This window comes from [Clostridium] scindens (assembly GCF_019597925.1).
In the GTDB taxonomy this organism is placed as follows: Bacteria; Bacillota; Clostridia; order Lachnospirales; family Lachnospiraceae; genus Clostridium_AP.
Genome location: NZ_CP080442.1, coordinates 3733115 through 3755764 on the forward strand (window position 1 = coordinate 3733115; position 22650 = coordinate 3755764).

Here is a 22650-nt window from a genome sequence, read left to right on the forward strand (position 1 = left end):
ACTTCACCTCCGGATTAATTGTTGTTCCATCCTCGCAAGCTGCCCTTGCATGCTGTAATCATACTCTTTTCCTTCCACCGACAGTACGAAGCCGCCAATCAGGCTTGCGTCCTCTTCCATTTCCCACTGTACCCGGGTCCCGTGAAATTCTTTGCATATATACGCTTCCATCCTCTCCTGCTGCTCTTTGGATGGTATTGTGACGAACCTAAGCCTGGCGGTCACGGTTCCTTCTTCCCTTAGCCTTTGCTCCTCATATGCCTGGAAGATTTCTTCCATAATGCCTGCCTGCCCGTGATCCACGGCTACCTTGAGGAAGCTGCGGATTTCCTTTGGAAATATCCTGTCGATCGCCGCATGCTTCTGGCTGTCGTCCACCACAGGACTGGCCAATACTTCCGCAAGTTCGGGCACTGCCTCGAACGCCTCGAACGCCTCTTCCACCGTCTCTCTGGCAATTCCCAGTTCTGACAGCACCCTGGCGTACCGGATAGCGGATAGCGTTAGGCGTTCTTTCTTAACTTTCTTCACTGCCGTCACCTTGATCACCTGCTTCTTTCAGAAATTGGTCATAGATAGCCCGGCCGTCATCTGCCTGGCACTGCTGCGTTACAAGCCTCTTTGCAGCTTCCATGGCCAGCCCGGCGACTTGCGACTTCATATCCCTTAGTGTCTGCTCTCTTTCAAGATCAATGGTTTCCCTGGCTGTCACAAGCAATTTCCCCGCCTGCGCATCTGCCTCTTTTAAGATGCGGTCATACTCTGTCCTCGCATCCAGCTTCGCCTGTTCTATCATCCGGAGGGATTCGTCCTTCGCCCCGCTTAAGGCATCCTCATACTGCTTCTTAAGCTCCCGGGCCGCTTCCTGCTGCTCATCAGCATTCTTAAGCCCCTCGGCGATCATCGCCTTGCGCTTTTCCATAATGTTCATAACCGGGCGAAACAGAAACTTGCGGAGGATCAGAAACAGCACTACCAGGTTTATCATTTCCAGAACAAGATTAAAATCTAATCTCAGCACTGTCTTATACCTGCCTTTCTCTTCTTAACTGCTGCCGTTTAAAAACTGCCCCTATTTTAAGAAGAAGATTATCAGCAGCGCGATGATGAATCCATAGATGGCGGTTGCCTCGGCCAGCGCGCATCCAAGAATCAATGTCTTGCTGATCTTGCTCTCCGCTTCCGGCTGTCTTGCGATGGCATCCGCTGCCTTGCCTGTAGCGATTCCGATTCCAATACCTGCTCCAATACCTGTAAACACTGCTACGCCTGCTCCAATTGCAATAATTGTACCTATCATAACTTATCAATCTCCTTTTCTTATTCCATTTCTTCATTCATAAATAATGCTGTTAAAAACACGAATACGTATGCCTGCAGCAATCCGTCAAATATGTCAAAATAAAAACTTAAGGGAATTGGCACAAGCAGAGGAACCACTTGCTTGACCAGTTCCATTACCACAAAGCCGCCCAGCATATTGCCAAATAGCCGCATGCAAAGCGAAAGCGGACGTATGAATACTTCCATCACCATGATGGGAGCCACAAAAGGCACCGGCTTGGCAAAATGCCCCGCCCAATGCTTCACGCCATTCCTGTGGATGCCGGAGTATTCGATCAGGACCATGCTCATAAGCGCGAGCGCCGCCGTTACATTAAGATCCTTCGTCGGCGGCTTAAACCCTAGTAAGCCGATTACATTGGATACCGCCAGATAAAGCGCCACCGTCATCAGATAAGGAATGTACCTTCTGTTTTCTCTTCCGATAATGCCTTCGAAGAAATCCTGCGCCCAGCTGATAACAGACTCCAGGGCCAGCTGCACCTTGCCCGGATTCTCGACCTTCAGGTTCCTGACAAAGACGATTGACAGAACTGCAAGCACTGCCATAATAATCCACGTCACGACGATAGACTCATCAACCGCAATTCCACCGAATACGGGAATCGTAAAGACGGTCTGGCAGTTTAACTCTTCCAGCAAGTTCTTTGTTAGTTCTTCCGTATTATCCCCTTCCTTCAAAAAGTTTTTATCACATTACTGCTAATTGCGAGATTTGTCAATGAATCCAGGCTGTAGGGCTGATATGGAAAAAAAGAGGAATTTTTTATTCAAAATTCCTCTTTTGCCATCCTTATTCTCAACAGACTTTATTCATTTTTTTTCGTTTTGCCTCTCCTTTGTCTTCTGGCAAAAATTTCAAGATTAATTATGCACAATCTTTTGCGATTTTTTTCTGTTATTTTTTTCATATTATATAACTGATTATTCCTAATTTTCTTTGTCTAACGTGAATTCCAACAAACGCAGCGTGGATTTCCTCGGCATCGTTTCGTCACTATTACTATAATACTTGATTTTACTCTTATAGCCATCAAAGGAATTCTTCTTGCTTCTTTTGCCGCTATGCTCATTGCAAGGCTTGTCGAAGCCTCATGTATCCGATTATCCAGAAGAGACTGGCTTCAGTACCATGAAGGATCTAAGCAGCATGGAATGTAACGGCCGTGACGCTCTCTTTCAGGAAAGTTTCGCATACCGCGTCGATTGCTTCCTGTTCCACTTCCTTCTGCACCGGCGCCCTTCTCTGATATTCAAACATACATCCGCACAGGAACATGATTGCCATAAGGCAGGCAGCACAGACGGCGTATAATATCTTCTTCCGTGTTCTGCTGTTTTTTCCCTTCCGGAAGTTTGAATTCTTGCAAGCATCCCGCAAGTCACTCAGAAATCTTGACTTATACCCGGGCATTCCCTTATAATAAGCGGACCTTATCCATTCCGGGACTGATTCGCCCCTCCCGGCGATATGCCTGCATACGCTTCTTAAAATCCGCCTCTTCCCCTCCTCTCCATACTGTTCGCTATTGTTGGATACGATCTCATATAAAACCGCCGGAGGATTGACCTCATCCCGAAGGTTCAGGGAATAGAAGACTTGAAGAAGTTCCTCAGCCATATCATATTTTTCCTCTCCATCTCCCGACAGTTCCAGACTCTTTGCCATCAGATACTCCATCCGTTCAACGATCTTCCGGGATTTCCCTGTAAGGATCCGTTCATTCTCCACAAATTCATCCATAAACTGCGCGATGCTCTGGGCCATCCACTTTTTAAATTCTGCCGTCATCTTTCGCTCCCTCCTTGCTTAAGCCTTCCTTTAGCGCCTGCTCGAATTCTCCCAGATCCACGTCTGATCCTTCTTTAAAAAGAATTGGCGTAAAGCCCCGCTTGCCAGCCACATACTGCCTTACGATGCTGCTCTTCATGAGAAGGCTTGCCTCTGCCCTGCTCAAGGACGCATTCGCGATTATCACCAGATATCTGCCATCCGCCTCTTTCCTGAATGCCGCCATGCTCAAAAGAAGCGCCTGTCTGAAAGAATAATCTCTTCCGGCTCCATTCACATAAAGGATATCCGTTCGCTTTACATCCTCCAATACAAATACTTTTCCATCACCACAGACGATGCTTTTTCTGATACGGCATTTTCCATCTGCTTCTTCCGCCATCTTCTTTTGAACCTCATAAAGCCTCTCCTCAAGTTCCCTACTGTCATAACTATCATTTTTCAGAACACAGATGATCACGTCGTAATCCTTCACCTTAGACTCCCCCTTTAGTTCGAGAACTGGCAGATGATGGAACGTGCCATCAGCGATGCGATTCGTTCTCGTTCTTCCTGATCTGCCAGCATTTCTGCCGGATATGCCACTTGGGCTTCCGATGGACTCCCGGTTACAGGATCTTTCTCTACGATCTTGAACCTCGGATAATATCCCGGATAAGCAAAACTATATACATACCGGAATCCCGGGCAATCTTCTGTCCTAAGTTCTGAGCCATTTCCACCTGTAAAGTCCGGCCCGCCCTGCTCATCCATGGAATCGGTAAGAATCAGCATCCCCACGTTTGCCTCTTTGGGAATCTCATCCTTTACCATGCACAGCACGTCATACAGGCATTCATTCAGCGGCTCGCAGCCGTTCAGGCTTCCACCCTCAAAGCTAATGCCGCGAAGCGCTGCCTTTACTTCCTCAAAGTCCTTGGTAAAGCAGCCTCCATTATCAAATGTGCTGAATCTTGTCCCGTTCTCCTGCATGATAGCAAGCGCGATGCAATATTCCCACCCTCTTCTGTATGTGCCATCGTAGATCTCCTTAATCAGTTTCAGAATCAGCTTGTACATCCCCAGGAATATGGACGCTGCCGAAAGCGTGCCGTCAAGCGCGATGATCAGATAGTTTTCCGGTCTTCCTCCGACCGCTCTCTGCCTCGTCTCGAATCTGCGAGGCTGGCTTTTCTTGGGGCCGTATATCTTAGGCATCTTGGTCTCTTCTTCTCTTAGCACCGCATCATTTACTTCCTCTGGCATCCATCTGCGCATCTTTTGCTCAGGCCGGATGGACTGCGTATTATTTCGAAGCCTCATAATCTCCCTCCTTTTAAAACTAGTCTAACTGCATCAGCGCGATAAATTTTTTCTCCTTTTTTATGAACAGCCTGATCAGTTCTTTTTCCTTTAAGCAGCCTGCCGCCTCCTGCGCAATATCAGGATAGGTGATAAAGTCAATCTTTCCCCCCGACATATACAGGGACAATATCACCTGCCGTCCCCATCTGATATCAATCAGCTGGCCTTCGCAGAGGTTCTGAATGGCATAGCCCCCATACGGGCTTTCATATGCCACGGATGCCAGACTTAGTTCCCGGAGTTTGAGCAGGCTAAGGGGGTCCCCAGCCTCCTTGTTTCCCGTTTGGAAGTAGCGCTTTATGAACGCGTCATAATCCTGAATGATCTGTCCCATACTTTCGTACCGCTCTCCTCTTCTTGCGATCAGTCTTCTGATAATCGCAAGCAGGGGCTTATACTTTTCCGTACGGTATTGCTGGGGGATCCTTCTGATATCCAGGTCATGCGCCAGCGTTTCCTTATGCAGGTAGTCGATCTTCTCGTCATGGCTGTAATAGTCTTGGCCAATCAGCCAGTACAGCATGACCTGCCCCAGCGAATAGATATCCAGCTGGATATCCGTCTCCCTGGAATAGGCAGCCGCCGGATCCATATATCCGGCCGTCCCTGATATATACTCCGGCCTCTGTCCTGTTCCATTATCCGCGCAGTGGCTCCAGTCGAAATCGCACAGCACAAGAGACTCATCTTCCCGCCTTACTAACAGGTTCATCGGCTTTAGGTCCCGATGCACGAACGGCTCCCTCCCGCCCGTCCCCATATAGGCTTCCATCGCGGACATCAGCTGCCTGATCTGCCCCAGCATTTTCTCATTGAATTCCTCAGGCGCCTCTTTTCTCAGCCGTTTGATCTGCGGCCGTTCCAGATATTCCGGCAGACTGTAGCCATCAATCCACTCCGAGAGGACGAAGGATATCTCCTCTCCTCGCATCCCCATCCTTAGTGTCCCCTGATAGCCGCCATACACTTTCATAATTGATCTGTGGCTGATGCGAAACTTGGCCTCCCTCCTCAGTAAAAAGAGGGCATTCTCGTCGCCTTGGCGGGCATACTTGATAAAATACAGCCTGCCGTCTGATGCATTCCGGGCCTTTCCAGACCAGGTTCTTTTTCCTCTTTTCTCTACCGGATATTCTAAGAACTGGTACACCTGATCCCCGCAGATTATGCTTGGCATCTCCTTCATCCTCAACACCCTCTTTTCCCTCAGAATTCAAGCAGGATTGCTGTCTGATCATCATCGTCCGTATCTCTGGCAGTTTCAAACAGTCTCATAATCAGCCCTTGGCCATTCTCCTCTCTGGCCATCTGGCAGATCTGCTCCTTCTTCGTCTCGCCAAATGCCCCGTCCGTTCCCAGGATCAGCTTGTCTCCGGGGGCAATTCGGTAGATATAGCGCAGACTGATCTCTCTTTCCGACAAGTCCGCTCTTTTGCCAAGATAAGAAAGAAGAATATGCGTGTTCTGATAGTAATCTTCTGTCTCCTTTTCATACTTGCCACGGCTTGCGTCAGCCTCAGCCTTATTCATAATATGGCTCTCAAGATATAAGGCTCCCTCCCCGGCACGGTAATGGTACACTGGAGAATCTCCGGTATTGATAACGATCGCCATATCTTCCATCAGCGTGATCGCGCTCAAGGTCGTTCCGCCTGCCTCAAGGCCTTCTCCTATCTTGCATACCGCCCAGTTCGCTTCCTGCAGCGCTTCCTGCATGGCCTTTTCCACGGTGTCCGCATGGCAGTACAGGCTAAAGCATTCTTTCTTCTCCTTATAGATTCCTTGTAACCGTTCTTGTATTGTGCGCAGATATGCGTCCACTGCCGTCCAGGCAGCCTTTTCTCCCTGGGCAAGATGCGTCACCCCGTCGGCAACCGCAATCAGATCCATAGCCTTATCATTCATATATGCCATCTTCACCCTGAGGTAGGCATCCTCATTTGTCTCATGAAACATGCTCTCAGCCTTCCTCGACTTCATATGTATCTTATATTCCATGCCCCTTCCTCCTACATTTCTTCAAACAAATACTGGTAAACTTCCGCTATACTGTCCAAAAGTTCTGCTCCGTGCTTCTGGCATTTGATCTGATTCGCCACCACGACATACCTGGGGGCATCCAGTGGGGCGAATGAGATCATCCATGCATTATTGGTACCTTCTTCATCTCCGTTTTCGCTTGTCCCCGTCTTGCAGCATATCTGATACCGGTCCGTCAGCGCCTGCGTCTTTTCGTCCGCCTGGCTTTTGTACTCCTGTGCGGCATCATGCATGGCATCTTTGACTGTATGTGCCGTCTCCGGCGCGCATACTTCGCTTAATACCTCGACGCTTCCTTCTTTCACGACTTTGCCGTCTTTGCTTAATACCCGCTTGATCAGATACGGCTTCTTCATAACGCCGTCAGCAGCGATCGCCTGGGTGATCATCGCCATATTCATCGTGCTTGTAAGTAACTTTCCCTGCCCGAATCCGGTCTGGCACAGCACCTCCTGATCAGAATCATCAACCTCCCAGTTGGATGTGATCGTTCCAAAATCCAGCTCCACGTCCTTGCCGATCATGCATTTCCCAGCCATTTCTGTAAGCCTCTTCGCCCCCAGTTCCTGGGCCGCCTGGGCCATGACACAGTTGGAAGATCGCACAAGCGCTGTCTTTAGGTCAATCCAATCTCCGATATTTCCATATGCATTCTTCACGGTATAATCTCCAGCCATATAGGAAGAATCCAGATACTCGCTTTCTCCCATGCCGTTTTCCAGGGCGGCCATCAAGGTTACCACCTTGAACACGGAGCCTGGCGCCTTACCATTCTTATATGCCATGGGATACCGCATTTCCAGATTCGGATCAGCGGCGTCCATAGCCGTGATGCTGCTTGTAAGTTCATTGGCATTAAAGGAAGGATAGCTAAGCATCGTCAGGACCTGTCCCGTCTCTGCGTCCAATACCACCAGAGATCCGACCTGATCAATTCCGCCAATCTCATTCGAAAGAATCTCTGCCGCTCTTTCCTGCAGTCCATGGTCGATATTAACCTGGATGCTGTTTCCCTTCGTATCCTCGATTCCTCTCGTCTCATACAGCATATCTTCCGCCAGTTTCTGGAATCGGTACCCGCCGTTCTGCAAATATCCAAGCACCTGGGAGTAGGCGTAATCATCCGCATAGACGCCAGGCTCCCCAATCTTTTTATTTTCTACCAGCAGCGCGCCATTGCAGTCCAGAATATCGCCCGGAACGATCGTTCTCCGGTTGCACGCCGCAATCGCCTCCGTTTTGTAAGCATCCGTTTTCTGGTCTACCCCTTCCACTATCGCCGTATGCCTGTAGAGCATGTAGATTTCTACTATGGCGAAAGCCGCAATCAGGAAAAATGTTACCGCGCTTCGTCTAAACATCTGGTTCCTCATACCCGATCTCTCCTTCCATAAATCCTGTAGACAGCATCAGCAGTACCGCGATCTGCATCAGGCTGCTGGCAATGTTCGTATATCCCGCCGAGAAGAACAGCAGCGGCACTCCTGTGATCGGCATACTGCCACTGCTGCCGCTATCAGAACGGCAATCCACATAAACAGGACCTGCTTTCGGTTCTTGGCAAAGGTCGTATACACAATAAGAAATATCCCCCCAATGATCAGAGAACTTCCCAAATCCCTGAAAAACACCGGAACTGCCATCGTAATCACTGTATATAGAATCGCTGCCGTTTCCCGTGGAATGAACAGAAACGTATCCTTGGATTGCTTGCACAGAAGAAGGACGAGCACGCATACATAGATCATCCTTGTCAGTTCCAGAATTTGAATGTCATTCCCCGCAATCTCCAATGTAATCCTGGCTGCCTGGCTGCCTCCGGCCTGGCCAACGGTTGTTCCTTTCACAGCCAGAAACAGATAGATGCAGGCTTGAAGGAGCATCAATAAGATTCCGGCCCATTCCCGGCCAAGCATCTTTCCCCAAAAACGAAAAGCCAGTGCTGCTGCAGATGCCGCCGCAATAGCGACTGCCAGTTTCAGCAGCATCCCTGCTACATCCGCCTTGCTTCCGCTTGTAATCAGCTGCGTAATGAATCCCGTCGTTATCAGCATCAGCACCCAGATCGCAAGATACCAGTCTGCATTCCTCGCGAGAACCAGCACGGTTACCGTGCAGGGAATCAGCCCGGCGCATATCATAAGGTATTCCGGCCCCACGCCCTTGGCAAAAGCGAAGGCTCCCATCGCCGCCTGAACCAGAAGGAGCAGCAGAAGCGGCTTTCGGACGGCGGACATTCCTCCCATCATTTCAGCCCGCTCCTTTGCGGTTAATTGTCCTTTCTTTACGTACATAAGCCTTGTCCTCCTCTCATTCGCCGTATCGTATCCGAGTCTCCTCATGCGCCCTGTCTTCCCGCCTCAAATCCGGTGGAATCTCGATCTCGACTTTGACGCTCCCGAACCAGAATCTGTGGATCGTGCCCGGCTTCATGATAACCTTATCGCCAGCCCTCATCACTTCGAACCTTCCGTCTTCCAGCGCATACTCCGTCTGATTGCTCTTATTCTTATTGGCGTAGACGGTTACGCCTTCTCCCTTCCATTTCCCATTCAGGATTACCCCCTGGCATTGGGATACGGTCTTATTTTCCAAGATCAGATCGCAATAGTCCCCCCGGCCGATCCGATACCGCCTCCTTGTATCCACGATCTCGGTCTTCCAGGTACCCTTATGCCAGCTTGTCAGATCGCCAAACTCGCAGTATCTGATGACCGGCGCGCAGATCGGGCTGGTATCCATAGGCTTTCTTACTACGCGCCGGATTCCGGCAAAGCCGGCTGCCGCCTTTTTCCATCTGCTAAAGAATGCTTTCCCGGCCATCGGACGGATTCCGGCATCCCATGCCAGTATGCCCGCAAAACTAATCAGCACGATAATCACGATCAGAGTCGTCACCTGATATAAACGCATGCTCTCTCCTCCTTTGCTCTGCGGACATCTGAAAATACCTAGACAAAATCCTCAACATCCGCTGTTTCTATCCAGTTAAACTGTACCGCAATCTCCGTGTCATATTTTTTTCTTTTTTTATCTCCTGCATCTGGCTGTACGCCTTATACGCAGGCGCATCCTTTAGATCAAGCGCCTCCCTGAGTTTTGGATGCCTGGCAAAGGCAAGCTCGATCTGGACAAGTTCTTCCTGTGAGAACTCACCGATATGCCTCCAGAAGCCTTCCCTGTCGCCAATGGTTTTAAATCCGGCCATAAGAAGCAGGATATCCCTTGACGCCAGTGCTTCAAGAAGCCTGGCTCCTTCTTCCTCGCCTTCCTTGCGGCTTCTCCTTAGCAGGATTTCATACCTTGCCATCCGCTTCTTTTCCGGCATCCCCAAAGACTTTGCCTCAAATATGCGGATCTCCCGAAGTAGAGAGTTCCTGCCTTTTTCCATGCCGATCCTGCGTGCAATGCTCTTATTGCTCTGCCATATTTCTTCTTCCGCCTTAGCGTAAAACCCCGGACTGTTTTCCTTTATTTCTGAGAGCATCTTTGCAATCACGTCCGCAAACAGGGCCGAATTGCATCCTTGCCTTAGTTCCGGGAGCATATGGCTCGTCCACAGGAACACCCACTGCTCCGTCGTGATTCCCCTCGCCATCCTAAGATAGGAGTAAAGCAGTTCCCGGTAGAACCCCTCGCCTCTTGCCCGGTCTGCCAGAACCAAAAGATCCAGGCCCAATTCCTGCTCTGTCACCGTGTTTCCTTCCCTCAGCCTTTGCAATGCATAGGCGAATGGAAGGTGGCGGACATCCCGTTCTTCCTGCGGCAGCATCCCAAGCAGATCTTCCAGATACTCTCTGTAGCCGCCATCGATCATTTTATGGGCCAGGGCCTCATACATCCCGGAACTGCTTTCTGCTTCCGCCTTTTTCCCCAAAAACGGAATGTCCTTTGCCGCGCCATGCCCATCCTCTGTAAAATGGATCCGCACTTTAGATCCATTCCTTTCCGAATGAATCCCATAAGACAGGCGTCCCTGATCGGCGCATGCCGGGTACATCTGGTAGAACAGGTACATCCATTCGGCAGCGATGCGCCAGATCGCCTTATCCCCTTTTTTTGCATGTATCCTTTCGGAAAGGTCACTGCCAGCATTCCTTCCGTATCCGCCAGATACTCATAAAACTTGCGAATGCAGCATGCCAGGCTTCTCTGGCCCAGACCATACTTTTTCAGGATTCCCGGCAAGTCATATTGTGGCTTTTCTATCGTCTCATCCGGCTCCCACGCTTCCAGCGTATCCGTCTTTGGCATTCTCGTATCAAAGGGATAGTCCAGCAGATAATCCTCATACTTCTTAGTCCTTTCCGCGGGAATCAACACCTGGCACAGGCGATTATTCCTCCCATCGCCTCCATCCTCGCAAGCTGCACAGGATATGGCTGCATATCTGCCGCTGGCAAAATCATAGTACAGAAGCCGCGCAGTTTCCCCATCCGGCCCGGTTTTGATATCCATTGCAAGGCGCTCGCAGCAATCCAGGAATTCCGGCGCCTTCATAGATGACGCCACGATCCCGAGTCCTTGCTGGTGGGCGGACAGAAGTTTTTTGCTCCACGTATAATAGGCCTGCTCGAATTTCACTTTACATTCCCCCTGTCTTCATTGAGACTTTCAAGAATCGCCATCACAAATGGCTCTGCAATCCGGATCGGGTTATAGGGCTTATTGAGGACATAGCATTTCTTGCCTTCAATCTCCTGCATCGTCGTCGCGCATCCGGTAGCGGATACGGCATGAAAACTCACCTTGCCAAAAGTCGACTTGCATTCCTCAAGCCTTGCCTCATCGGTCACATACCGGAGAAATACCTTCTTTACGATTGGCTCCAGAATCCGGTTCTGTACTGCCTGGAAATGGTTCATCTTGCGCATCAGAAGATACCTCTGCTCGATCTCCGTCAGTTCTTCTTCTTTTTCCAATACATCGCTTTTTGCGATGGTAAGCATCAGATGCTTATCCTTAAGCGCATCCAGCTGGTGATTCAACGACATGTAATTCTTCAGTTTCTGATAGAGATCCAGGCTATCCCGGTGCATATGCATTCCAGAGGATCCTTCCAATAGTTCTTCAGCGGTAATCACGCGCCCTGACATCTGATACTCTCCCTGCTGTTCCAGATCCAGCAATCTTATCTCTTCCTCCCGCCCTTGGCTGTGGCCGCAATTCTTTTCCATATCCACCAGATAAATATAGGATCCCATCCGCGAGATATACTTTGTGCGATAATCCAGATGGCTGAACTGCTCGATCACCTCGCCTGCAATATCGTAAATGCCCAGAATCATCTTCTTGCCCCGATACTTAATAAAGAGAAACAGCGGCGCAAGCATCTTCGTCTTTGACGCGTCCGGACAATATCCCTTTTCTTCCAGCAGCCTTGACTGTTCTTCCAATCCTTTATAGAAAGGATCCTTCTGCGGATCATGGGCTGGCAGTACCTGCAGTTCTTCGTCCAGAAACCTTAATGCGCTGCACTGGTTCGCCAGAAGCGAGACGATCATCGTGGTCTTTGATGCCGCCTTCTGGGCGATTATGGCGACTGCCTCAAAACAATCCGCCTCATACCAGTAGAGCGGAAGCGATTTGTGGCAGTTCGGGCAGCAGGGAAGAAGGCGGGCGATTTCATCCCGGAAGCCGTTATTATGCCGGATATACATCGTAATGGATCTGTCCTCCTTTGCATCGCCAAGTTCCAGCACCGCTAATCCGCTCTGGGTCAATTTCTGCTTTGCATCTTCCCCGGATGCGCCTGCCAGATATTCCGTGGCCCGCTTCCTTGCCTCCAGGTAATCCTCCCTGATGTGGCAGATCATTTCACGAAAGGCCTCTATCGTATATCCGTCGTCCCGTCCGATGTGATAGTGTATGGTCTCATCCAAATACCGCTCATAGAGAATATCATCCCGTTCTTTCGCAATGACTTTTACGATGTCGCTTCCCCCGGCTACCTTATCCATAATGGTGCTCAGGCCATACCCTTCATAGAAATAGAGTTCATACAGCAGCCTTGATTCTTCTAATTCTTCAAAACAGTTTGGACATATATTCATCCTTTTCTCCTCCTAATCAATCTCGGCTATAATGCTGCCAATCGCTGTCAGCAGTTCATATTCTCCTTTTTGTATAATGGCCTCTTTCACTTCCTCATCGCCATTTACGGAGAAGGCCATGTCGGATACCAGGCGTATCCCTTCGATCTCTTTTGCCGGATACAGATGGATTCCGGTGCTTCCTCCTGATAACTCGCTTAGGGAGAGGTAATTTCCATCCAGCGTCAGGACCTTGATATCATCCAGCAGATAATAGCCTTTTGCCTGTTTTGCCGCAATGCTGCCAATATAGGACTTCCAGCTGACGCTGACGGTATAGGGGAATTCCTCCTTTAGCATCCGTTCTGCCTCGCCAGATGTTCTTTCCATTTTCCTTGCTTCCCTGGCCATCATCTTTGCTTCATCAAGATAGCGGCGAATGGAATTTTCCGTCCTTGCCATTGCCGTCTTTAGGCTTCGAATCCTGCCGCCTTTCTTACCCAGAGCGCGGTAAGTCTTGATATCCTCTTTCATTGCCTTCTCATATTGATCGGCGCTGGTCTTGCGATCCTCCTTTAAAAGCCCCGGGATTCCATATTTTTTCTTCTGCATTGCGCTAAGCCTTGGACATAGCGTAAGCAGCCGTTTTCTCGCAGCCTGATATCTGTCAGGAACAGCTTCCATTTTCCCGGCTTCCTCGATCAATTCATTAAGTAATTCTCTTTCTTCCCCCCATCTCCTTTTTCTTGCCCTGGAGACCACGATGGAAAGACAGGTCAATAATACAATTCCAATCGCCAGGCCTATATAATATTCATTCATTAAAATCCCCCCCCCCGTTTTTTCTGATTTTCTTCCATAAGTTTTTCCATAAATGCCATTCTTTTTTCTTTAGCTATTGGCCGGATATCGAATAATGGATGAGAATATCTCTGCCTTGCCTTCTGCTTGATCGGCTCTTCTCCAATCGGAATGAATCTCCCATAGTCGAAAATGATAGGCAGTCTTGTAAGATATGGTGCATTTCTTCCCAGAAAGACAAGGCACTCTCCCTTTTCCTTCGACAGCCGCTGTAGCTGGGTCACGCTGATCAGCGGACATTCTTCATTGACATATGAGCGTCTGTAGGTTCCCGCAAGCTGGGAAATATACGTAAGAAGTTCCATGTCTTTCGAGTTCAGATATGCGATGCAGTCGCAATTTCCAATAATAATATGGGCGGATCCCCGATACTTCTTCTCAATCTGCTGCAACGACTGAAATACCAGAAAGAATCTGATATTCCGGCTTCTTGAAGCTGTCATCATACTCTCGAAGTCTGGAATTGTCGGGATATTTCCTGCTTCTTCCAGTATCCAGTTGACGCGGATCGGAAGTTTTCCCCCGCATTCTTCTGCTTTTGCGATCAAAAGTTCATAACTCTGCTTCAGGAACATCGTGACCAGGGAATTATAGGTTGTCTTCTCATCCGGCATAATCAAAAATGTGATCTCCTGACGCTCCCCCATGGATGTGACATCAAAATCGCTTTTCGACATCATATCATTTAAGTTCTCCTGGGAGGTTAGGTTGCCCATAGGCTGAGAAAATACGGACTCGATGGATCCTCTGGTGCCTTCCGGCGCTCCCAGGATCCCTTGAAGGCACCGGTACATAAATGGACTCTTCTCCTTCATGCATCTGACATACTCCTTTAAAAATGTCGAGGCTCCCAGCGGCTCCTTCCCAACTGCTTCCAGATGCATAACCTCTTCCAACGTCGCGTTCTCGGGCTCGCCCTCTTCAAAAAGAACCAGCGCCAGGCCTACGAAATAATTCTCGCTCATCGAGGTCCAGAATGGATCGTCACAATCTGCGGATAGTTCGCTAAAGATACTTTTCGCCACATCTTTCAATAACTCGACTGCTTTATCCCTTTTTCCGGAGTGAAATAATGAAACTGGAATAGACAGCGGATTCCAGCAGTTGCCGCACTGTGGATTCCGAAAATTCAGCACATTGACTCTCACCCCTTTCTGCTGGAGATAAGGCAGCATATATCGATATAGTTCCTGCTTCGCATCCGTCAGCACCATGGATTCCCCTCCCCCGATCATGGACATAGCCGTAGGAAGCACGCCAGCCAGAGTCTTTTTACTGCCCGTGGTTCCAATCAGCATGGTATGAATGTCATCATCCGCCACATGGGTAATTCCCTTTTCAAGGTCCGCCCATATCGGGAACCCAGTGCCTGCAAACTCCTGCCGTTTCCAATCAATCCTGGCAGTCGCTTTCTTGATCTCATCCGCCTCGCTGAATCTTCCTGTTTCATATTCAATGTACTTTTTCATACGCATCCTCCCAGTTAGAAACCAATTTTTTTAACTTCCGCCTCCGCCGCATTCTTTTTTGCCAGATGCTCTTCCAGATTCCGATTAATGATGGCTTTGGTAATATACCTTTTTGTCGGGCGCATTCTGGTCTCATATAAAATATCCCGGACCAGGGATTCTACCTCTCTGTAACTGCAACGCCCTTCGTCTTTTTCAATATAAGCCTCCAGCGTCTCTCTCAGATGTCCGTTCATTTTGTAGCCTTCCCCTTGAAGAAGATGTCTCGCATATTCAAGCAGCTCGTCTTTCGTTGGATATTCGATCATATACCTTAGAAAGCGCGCATCAGGGCATGCGTCGCACATTTCCCCTATTACCCGTTTATCTACGGATTCCATGATCAGAATAAAGCGGATAGATGGCTGTCTTTCCAGGATATACTCCAGCAGCTGGTCCTGCCTTTTATGGCTGGCAAACAGGCGCCTTCCAAGCTTGATGGCCATGACTCCTTTAAACTTCCGGTTTCTCGCCACAATGTCCGGGGAAGAAAAAAACTTGCTGCTTAAGTTTCCATTCTCCTCACCGGGATATTCCAGTTCCAGATAGGCCTCTTCCAAATCCCGATCGGGCCTCATCCTGTTCCAATAAGCTTTTCCGAGCCTTCTTGCAAGCGCCAGGGCCGCCGGCTCATTAGCCTCATCTACTTCAATGATCAAATGATCTTCCAGATGCCCCAGAAGTTCCCACCGCCTGATCAGTTCTTCTATATCGCTGATTTCCCTCATATTCATTCCCTCCTTTGCTTGATAGGCCCATTGTAAACTGCATTGTATTCCACTTTTTTTCCTTTTTTTGCGCAAAAAAACAAGGACCAAGAAATTATCTTCTCGTCCTTGTCTGTAACTAATTGTCTGCAAAATATTTTCGGCGCTCTTCCTCCGTAAGTTTCCGGCCGTCCAGTATCTCCTCTGCCTTTTTCATCAATTCCGGATAGGAATAGAACGAATAATATCCGACCTGCTTTCCCGCTGACATGCATAGAATCTCTTCCGCCTGGATGCAGGCCGCTCCCTCATCCACGTCGGCATACCTGTAAAACTTTGCATGATCGTCTACAAAATATAAGTGAAGGGTCGTTTTAAATCCATTATCTTGGACCATATCTTCCTGAACACCAAAATATTTGCTGCTTTGATCCGTATATATCCCGTTGATGCTCCTGATCTGCTCCGTATCCTGCATCTCCATCTTCTCTTTCTCGATGTTCCACATTGCCAGGCATCTGGAGTCATCATATAATATCAGATGTTCGTCATTGCCCCAGAACTCGAATTGGGGAGAATCGCTTCCACGGAAAGGGATTTTTTTCTGTATCCTGCCGGACGCAAGGTCAATGATCTTTATCTCCTTCTCTTCCGTGCTGTACACTGCAATTAGGGCATTCTTCTTTCCTATCGCTACGTGCCTGGCTTTCAGGGATCTTCCATATCGGTAGGATTCTTTTCCCTCGATCTCCTTCCAGTCCTTCTCTTTGACATCCCATAATTTAATGTATGCTTCATCGCCGTCGGCCACTTTGAATATCAGGCAGGAGCCATCCGGCGCTGCTACTACTTCTTCGATTCTCCCATTTTTAATCTTGTCCTTATACTTTAGGACTTGTTTGCCATCTTTCAGGCGGATGATTCCAAACTTATCATCATAACAGACTGCAAGCCTTGGATCCTCTGCGTCCCCGTAAGCCGCAACACTATCAAAAATTCCGCAAGGAACCGGCTTTTGATACAGTTCCTTTTGCCGATTGATATCTACTGCGTGAAGAACAGCATCGCCGCTTTTCACTTTTTTATCTTCTATATAATAAAGAATAGGACTTTCATCAGTGCCGGCAATCGCAAACCAGTGCATGAATGTATCAAGCTTTGTTTTAACCGAAACCGAGATCAGCAGATTGGATGTCCCAGCCTCCCAGACATCCAGTCTGGATAATGCTTCCTCCTCATAAGAATTATAGAATAGGCCCCGGTACGCTTTATCATTTAAGTTGCAGTATCCGACAAACGAAAGGTTCCCTTCCGCATCCAGATACTGAATCTCCTCATCTCTTTGTATTCTGCTCAGCACAATTTTAGTATCATTCTGGCGGACCTGGATCGCGGCCCTGCTTCCGGCAGAATATGCGAATGCATGCACTTTGGCATTCAGTTTCCCGGAGTCATATTGAATATTGGGATCCTGAAGGCTTTGAAGAATTATGGCTCCGTTATGCAGTCCCACCATCATTCTTGTAGCGTCATAAAGCCCCCATCCGGCAATCTCATCCGGATACTGTACTTTTAATATTTCTTCAAACGTATCTGTATCCAGCAGAAGAATCATAGAGTTCAACGTGACAGCCAGCACATCCCGGCCGGCCCCATCCAGCTTTATGCGCTTCGGACACATGCCTGACGTGCTCTCCCTGCTAAAATCCATCATTCCTTCCACGTTTCGGATGGACTTCCCAATATCACAGTCATATACCGCTACCTTGTAACGGTTCTCTGCTTCAAAATATTCGCTATCTCCAAGCATCTCATATTGCAGCGCCGCAAGATGCCTGTCATCCAGAAAACACAGTTCTTTGGCATCTTTCGCCTCCATCATTTGCACATCCCCATCTTCCAGAGACAGGAGGTAAAGGCCGCAGAATTTATCTGCGTTATCATCTGTCTCAAATTTATTTCTGGTTTCCCCCAAAGCCAGAAGCGTGCCTGCTTCATTTATAACGGCAGCATTGAGCCGCCCCAGCCCGCGTTCCTTCGCTTCTTCCAACTCCTGCTCCAAAAGGATAGTGCCATCCACTGCATCATACACAGAGACCCATGTAGCTTCACATACTGCCAGCTGCTTCCCGTTGGATACGCATTGACCGTCTTCATACCCACTGAATTCCTTACTTAGCCGCTTCTCCCAAAGAGTCTCCCCCAACTTGATATCCGCCACATACACCTTGCTTTCGGTAGCCATTGCAATTCTATTCTCCGTCACAAAGCATCCATTCTTAACAACATCTTTTTCCTGAGGCTCCGTCTTCCAGAGGCATTTGCCGCTTTCCACATCAAACACATATGCCTCGCCTCCCTCGTCTATAGCGAGATAGTAGTTTTCGTCAGGACTTAGTCCCCCTTGTTTACCGGTGCCATATTCGGTCTCCATAATCTGATCCGGACTTAAGTCAGCCGTATTCGTATACTGGTATGAATACAGCGCATTGTTAAGGGCATACATTGCTTCCGGCGCCAAGGGCCCGTTCTCATTCTCTTTTGACAATGCTTCCACAGCCGTCTTAAGCGCTCCAACCCGGTCTCCCGACGCAAGCAGTTCGCCGGATGTCTTAGACAGGTACCTGGCCTGATTGACCATTGCTTTTTCATACTGTTCTTTCACCTTTGATTCCTGATGCAGCGCATAGAGCGCAAATGCCAGGAGCAGGCAGAAGATTATCCCTGCGATTGCCCCGGCCCTCTTCAGCATGTATTCCCGGTGCCTCTGCCGCAGGTCATCATAACTGCAAGAGACTATCGGCGCAATAATGCGAAGCAATTCCTTTTTAAGATTCCGGATGATCTCCGTTTCGGATCTGCCACGGATGTCTGCCGCAAGCGGTTCCACCGGAACCTTTACCAGGTGCTCTATCCCATCTTCGTCCTTTGCCGTCTTCTCAACATAACGCAGCTGCTCCGGGAACACCTCTCCAGGCTCTCCTTCCAAAAGTATCAGGATGATCCGGTTCTTATCATGAGTCTTTAGGAATTCCTCCACTTCTTTCTGCACCCACTCTGACCGGCAGGATTCCTTTGAGCATATCAGCAATAGATACTCCGCATTTTGCAGTGCCTGCCGGATGTTTTCCGTCAAGTCATTGGTGGGCGTTAGTTCGTCCATATCGCGGAAGATTCTATGAATCCGCTTTTTTCCGCTGGTCGCCTGAATCTTTCCGGGAATCCGGTAATGTTCCAGCATACGGTGCAGCCGCATTGCCACCAGAGAGTCTAATTCCTGATGTTTATAACTGATAAATGCGTCATATTGTCTCTCTTTGTCCATCTTGTCCTACCCATTCCTCTAATATGTCCCCTAAGTTTCTTTTTCTTAGTTCCTCCCGGTTGATATAGCGCACGCCCATGGTTTTTGCCCTTGCCGCGATCCGTCCATCCCGCTCGCAGACCGCCTTTTCGTTGGAGCACACCAGTGCCGCTTTCGCCTCTATTCCAAACCGGGAAGCCAGATACTGTATCATGTAGAGGCTCTCTTCAGAAGGTTCCTCTGTCCGCGCCATTATAAATAATGGATGGATTCCGCTCACCGCGACGATATCCACTTGCTCTGCAATCCATTCATTCTCCTCCATATCTGTATTCCACTCAAGCCTGGTACTGCTCTTGACGTCCTGAAAGCGCCCAGCGCGCCGGATACTGTCATAAATATACGCGCGCAGCACGCCGTCTTCTTCTATCAAGCTGCGGCAAACCCCAAAAGAAGTATAGAAGAACCCTACGCCCGTTTCCAATTCGAGTTTCTTGACCAGTCCATATGACGCAAGTCTTTCAAGGCCTCTTTTTGCCGCTTCCCCCATTGGGCCGGCTGGAAGATTCCCTCGCACATCCAGCCGTGTTAAGATGATTCGATAGTTTCCATCCTTTGCTTCCTTCATCTCTATCCGGATTCTTCCCGCGCATGCCTCCGTCTGTGCGTATAATGTCTTGACCTCTTCAAGTATGGCAGGATAGAAGGATGCGATTTGAATATGAACATCTTCCCCCAGGTCAGTCTCGTCTCTTTTATATTCCGCAATAAGCCCTGATTCATTTAGCCTGGAGATCATCTGATGCAGCCCAGTCTTCATCAGGAATCCTTCCAGCAGATATTCATCCCAGTATGCGGCCGCTTCTGCCTTCCTTCCACAGAGCAGCATCTTCTCTTCGAAACTCATATCTTTTAAGAATCCAGCAAATTGCCTCCACTCTTCCTGCGTATCAAATTCCTGATAGCATTTCCAGAGATGTTCCACCTCTTTCTGAGGCATCGTTGTCCTGCTTGCGCCGATTGCCGTCTCGCGGATGCCGTACAGGCAGTATGCCTCATTTACCGATAGCGTCCGTTCTCCTGCATAATACTCCGCCTGCGGGCACAGATAGATGTTCTGAAACCGTCCGTCCCGATACATATGAAGGGGCATATCCTCCTCATACGCATGCCTGCTGATGATCGAGGCGAGATATGCCGATGTCCCGGTAATGTCTGCGGAGGCCCCATCCCCCAGGCTGTGGGCCAGAAGCCGATATTCCGCCGCATTTCGGATGACTGCGCAGGAAACCTTTGTATGGATCTTCCGCATCTTCATAAACGCCCTGATATTCTCGATTTCCTTATGGATATCGTATTCGCTTACATAGACGACCTGTTCCGGTTCCATGTACATCGCATAGATAATATTATCCCCCGGCTGCTGGCTCCATCCTTTTATAATCGTTCTGGAAACGCTTCCATGAATCAAAAGATAGGGAAGATAGTCTATGATCAGGCGATCCATCTCCTTATAGTCCCGGTTGCTGTAATATTCCTGATAGGCTGCCGCTGCCTCCTTGATCTCTTCCATAAGCCGCAAGGCATGGCCATTATGACCTTCTTCTACCTCCTCCTTTGTTCTTTGGAATTGGTCCTTCCATATTAACATCACATTGTCCGTATTCTGATCCAGCTTGATCATCGTATCCTTGAATCTTTCCCATGTTTCCGGCAGTTTCTGGTCCCAGTCTTCATAGGAACTCTCAATTTCCCCAAAACGCTCCCGGATGATTTTCCTGCTAAGGCCGCATAATTCTTTCGCCCTTGAATGCAGCTTAAGGGAAATCTGATCCAGACATTCTGTCATGCAAGGGTGGAGTTTCCGAGCTGCGTCTTTAAAACTGCCGTCATTGTGGAGCGTCACCTTATCCATTTCATCTGCATCATACATATCCCAGCCGCGCATGACGCTGCAAGCCATCCACCTGCGATGTTCCAGATGTGCCAGACGGCTGTACAGTGTCAAATCCTCCTTAGGCTTAAGCACCTTCTCATAAAATGCAGCCGCTGCTTTTTCGCTGTCTTCTTCAAAGATGCCGCAAGACGCCAGCTTGCATTCTATATGCATCGCGCTTTCAAGGGATGACTGATAATTATAGAGATTGCGGCAAAACCTCTCATAATCAGACGGACAGCGTTCATCCAGCATCTTATCGTATATCCGGTTGATCTGAAACGCTGTCTTTGTCAAATTCTTATAGATCTCCTCATCTTCTGCGGCAAATTCATCATCCAGGCAGCCTATGAAAACCTCCCCCGCTCCTTCTTCCTTCAGACGCCTGCTAATCCGGTCCGCGTACATGCGATTCCGATCTGAATTGTCATCTGCAAGCAGGCAGTACTTTGCCCCCTTTGCTTCTTCTGGGGTTCGGATAAAAAAGACTTCTGCAAACGGCTGTTCCACCAGACCATATTTGCCCGTCTCATTCGATCCATCCAGCACCGTCATCTTCGGAAGGGCGGGACAGCGCGATATCATCGCTTTCTTTCTTTTCTCCGGGCTTATGCAGGCCCAATAGATGCGAAGCCCATAATCCAGCACCTGTCCGCAGCATCCATAGATCAGGCGGAATAGCTGGGATGCCCGCTCTCCTTCTCCGACGATCAAAACCGATATTTTTTTATCCGCTGATGCATACTGGTAGGGAGGATATTTTTTCATCAGGCACAGCGCTCTCTTTAGAATTTTTGCCGTCTCGATCTTCTCTTCCACAGGCCTGGCAATCTTTATAATCTTCTCCAGCTGCGCTTTTAGTTCCTCCATAGATGCATATCGCCCTTTCATGAAGTCGCAGATCGTATGCTTGAAAAAGGAGGAAAGCTCATTCTCCAACTCCTTCTTCTTATCCCCATACTCTTCCAGAAGGCCTCCAAAATCGTATCTAGCCGCGTATTTTGACTCATTAAAATGGATTCCCCGCTTAAATATGCGGCCAAAAACCATCGCTCCAATAGAATAGTAGTCTGATGCCTCCGATATGCGGCTTCTTTTGTCCGCCCGGACCTCCAGCGCGGAAGTTTCTTTGGAGCATCCGATCAGAATACTTTCATCGCCCAGTTCTTCCTTGCGTACCACATTGTCAAAATCAATCAGCTTGATGTAGTCTTTCGTCTGCGACAATACGAATATATTCTCCGGTTTAATATCCAGATGCAGATAGCCGATCTTGTGGTATTTTTCTACTGCCCTGGCTGTCGCAAGTGCAACGGCACAGATTTGGGACAGGGTCTCCTCCTTTATCTCGTCATAGCACTTTCCCTCATCATAAGACATAAACCAATAGAGGGAGTCGCCTCCCCCGTATAATTCTCCGTAATTTGGCATTTCGTTACGGGCCTCCTGCATCCTGACATGCAGATCCTTCATGACTTCATACCCGTTCAGGAACCGCCTTCTAAGCACAGGCACCATTTCCTTGCATCCATATTCCGGATTATAGAAAAGCATCTTTCCCTCCCGCGAGAACATATACCCCTTTCCTGTTGCCTGCGCCGGATAGAACTCCTTCAGCCTTCCAATCATGCCATTGGGACATTCCACCTCATAGGCGATGCAGATTCCGCCTTTTCCAATTACCTTTCTGATTGTGAATGCCTCAAATCCTTCCTGCCCCTGCCTCTGTAATTCTATGACCATGCCTGGTTTCAATGCTTTCCGCGCCATATCCTGCCTACT

21 protein-coding genes are annotated in these 22650 nt (G+C 48.8%); all 21 read right to left on the bottom strand.

Annotation, left to right across the window (positions count from 1 at the left end; translation table 11 throughout):
- Positions 1-3: 3 nt before the first annotated feature.
- On the bottom strand, positions 4-540 hold the full coding sequence (gene atpH / locus K0036_RS17925) for an ATP synthase F1 subunit delta (protein WP_220430310.1): 537 nt from the start codon (positions 538-540) through the stop codon (positions 4-6).
- Positions 518-1021, bottom strand: coding sequence for a F0F1 ATP synthase subunit B (gene atpF / locus K0036_RS17930; RefSeq protein WP_220430311.1), 504 nt, complete (start codon positions 1019-1021; stop codon positions 518-520). Before atpF ends, atpH begins: the two co-directional genes overlap by 23 nt.
- Positions 1022-1072: 51 nt before the next feature.
- Positions 1073-1297 carry an ATP synthase F0 subunit C gene (atpE, locus tag K0036_RS17935; protein ID WP_025641282.1) on the bottom strand — a complete coding sequence of 75 codons (225 nt, stop codon included), beginning with the start codon at positions 1295-1297 and terminating at the stop codon, positions 1073-1075.
- Positions 1298-1320: 23 nt separating this feature from the next.
- On the bottom strand, positions 1321-1983 hold the full coding sequence (locus K0036_RS17940; protein WP_025641280.1) for a F0F1 ATP synthase subunit A: 663 nt from the start codon (positions 1981-1983) through the stop codon (positions 1321-1323).
- 502 nt (positions 1984-2485) lie between these two features.
- The gene (locus K0036_RS17945) at positions 2486-3136 is read right to left on the bottom strand and encodes a hypothetical protein (protein ID WP_220430312.1); all 651 of its coding nucleotides are present in this window, start codon (positions 3134-3136) and stop codon (positions 2486-2488) included.
- Positions 3120-3611, bottom strand: a complete 492-nt coding sequence (locus K0036_RS17950) for a hypothetical protein (protein WP_220430313.1) — start codon at positions 3609-3611, stop codon at positions 3120-3122. Before K0036_RS17950 ends, K0036_RS17945 begins: the two co-directional genes overlap by 17 nt.
- Positions 3612-3625: 14 nt before the next feature.
- Positions 3626-4438 (bottom strand): hypothetical protein, encoded by an 813-nt coding sequence (locus K0036_RS17955; RefSeq protein ID WP_220430314.1) that lies wholly within the window; start codon positions 4436-4438, stop codon positions 3626-3628.
- Positions 4439-4457: 19 nt separating this feature from the next.
- Positions 4458-5666, bottom strand: coding sequence for a serine/threonine protein kinase (locus tag K0036_RS17960; protein WP_220430315.1), 1209 nt, complete (start codon positions 5664-5666; stop codon positions 4458-4460).
- Between the two features lie 20 nt (positions 5667-5686).
- Positions 5687-6478 (bottom strand): PP2C family protein-serine/threonine phosphatase, encoded by a 792-nt coding sequence (locus K0036_RS17965; RefSeq protein WP_220430316.1) that lies wholly within the window; start codon positions 6476-6478, stop codon positions 5687-5689.
- 11 nt (positions 6479-6489) lie between these two features.
- Entirely contained in the window at positions 6490-7893 is a 1404-nt protein-coding gene (locus tag K0036_RS17970; protein ID WP_220430317.1) for a penicillin-binding transpeptidase domain-containing protein, read from the bottom strand.
- Entirely contained in the window at positions 7874-8017 is a 144-nt protein-coding gene (locus K0036_RS17975; protein ID WP_220430318.1) for a hypothetical protein, read from the bottom strand. Before K0036_RS17975 ends, K0036_RS17970 begins: the two co-directional genes overlap by 20 nt.
- Positions 7951-8814: a hypothetical protein gene (locus tag K0036_RS17980; protein ID WP_220430319.1), complete on the bottom strand. Its 864-nt coding sequence runs from the start codon at positions 8812-8814 to the stop codon at positions 7951-7953. The genes K0036_RS17975 and K0036_RS17980 overlap by 67 nt, the downstream gene beginning before the upstream one ends.
- A gap of 16 nt (positions 8815-8830) precedes the next feature.
- Complete coding sequence (locus K0036_RS17985) at positions 8831-9433, bottom strand: hypothetical protein (protein WP_025641265.1); 603 nt, start codon at positions 9431-9433, stop codon at positions 8831-8833.
- Positions 9434-9500: 67 nt separating this feature from the next.
- Positions 9501-10397 (bottom strand): hypothetical protein, encoded by an 897-nt coding sequence (locus K0036_RS17990; RefSeq protein ID WP_220430320.1) that lies wholly within the window; start codon positions 10395-10397, stop codon positions 9501-9503.
- Complete coding sequence (locus K0036_RS17995; protein ID WP_220430321.1) at positions 10334-11104, bottom strand: hypothetical protein; 771 nt, start codon at positions 11102-11104, stop codon at positions 10334-10336. The genes K0036_RS17990 and K0036_RS17995 overlap by 64 nt, the downstream gene beginning before the upstream one ends.
- On the bottom strand, positions 11101-12573 hold the full coding sequence (locus K0036_RS18000) for a hypothetical protein (RefSeq protein ID WP_220430322.1): 1473 nt from the start codon (positions 12571-12573) through the stop codon (positions 11101-11103). Before K0036_RS18000 ends, K0036_RS17995 begins: the two co-directional genes overlap by 4 nt.
- Positions 12574-12585: 12 nt before the next feature.
- Positions 12586-13374, bottom strand: coding sequence for a hypothetical protein (locus tag K0036_RS18005; RefSeq protein WP_173694369.1), 789 nt, complete (start codon positions 13372-13374; stop codon positions 12586-12588).
- Complete coding sequence (locus K0036_RS18010; protein WP_220430323.1) at positions 13374-14882, bottom strand: type IV secretory system conjugative DNA transfer family protein; 1509 nt, start codon at positions 14880-14882, stop codon at positions 13374-13376. The genes K0036_RS18005 and K0036_RS18010 overlap by 1 nt, the downstream gene beginning before the upstream one ends.
- Before the next feature lie 14 nt (positions 14883-14896).
- Positions 14897-15649 carry a hypothetical protein gene (locus tag K0036_RS18015; protein WP_220430324.1) on the bottom strand — a complete coding sequence of 251 codons (753 nt, stop codon included), beginning with the start codon at positions 15647-15649 and terminating at the stop codon, positions 14897-14899.
- A 118-nt stretch (positions 15650-15767) separates the two neighbouring features.
- On the bottom strand, positions 15768-18953 hold the full coding sequence (locus tag K0036_RS18020) for a TIR domain-containing protein (protein ID WP_220430325.1): 3186 nt from the start codon (positions 18951-18953) through the stop codon (positions 15768-15770).
- Positions 18931-22638 carry a protein kinase domain-containing protein gene (locus K0036_RS18025; RefSeq protein ID WP_220430326.1) on the bottom strand — a complete coding sequence of 1236 codons (3708 nt, stop codon included), beginning with the start codon at positions 22636-22638 and terminating at the stop codon, positions 18931-18933. The genes K0036_RS18020 and K0036_RS18025 overlap by 23 nt, the downstream gene beginning before the upstream one ends.
- Between the last annotated feature and the right edge of the window lie 12 nt (positions 22639-22650).